Below are 274 nucleotides of genomic sequence, written 5' to 3'. Positions count from 1 at the left end.
CTTTACTACGCCAGGTCTCGTTAGCGTAAGCTTCCTGGGTTGATCCCTGCAGCACACCAACATGTTTACCTTTCAGTGAATCCAGCGTTGGCTGAATCGGTGAACCTTTGGCCGCAATCAAACGAGAATCTGCGGCGTACAGCTTGTCGGAGAAGGCAATCTCCTGCTGACGTTTATCGGTAATGGAAAGCGACGAAATAATAGCGTCGATTTTTTTCGCTTTCAGTGAGGGGATCAGCGCGTCAAAGTCACTGGCAACCCAGGTACATTTCAC

The 274-nt window shown here is 49.6% G+C and carries 1 protein-coding gene; it reads right to left on the bottom strand.

What is annotated here, in order from left to right; translation table 11 throughout:
* Positions 1–274, bottom strand: a 274-nt coding sequence (locus tag SB764_RS40035) for a transporter substrate-binding domain-containing protein (protein ID WP_410866753.1), incomplete at both ends; no start/stop codon positions are given.

The sequence above is a fragment of the Paraburkholderia sp. SIMBA_027 genome (assembly GCF_046535315.1).
GTDB lineage: Bacteria > Pseudomonadota > Gammaproteobacteria > Burkholderiales > Burkholderiaceae > Paraburkholderia > Paraburkholderia tropica.
The sequence above is the reverse complement of the archived record's forward strand: the minus strand, read 5'-3'. Positions and strand labels throughout refer to the sequence as shown.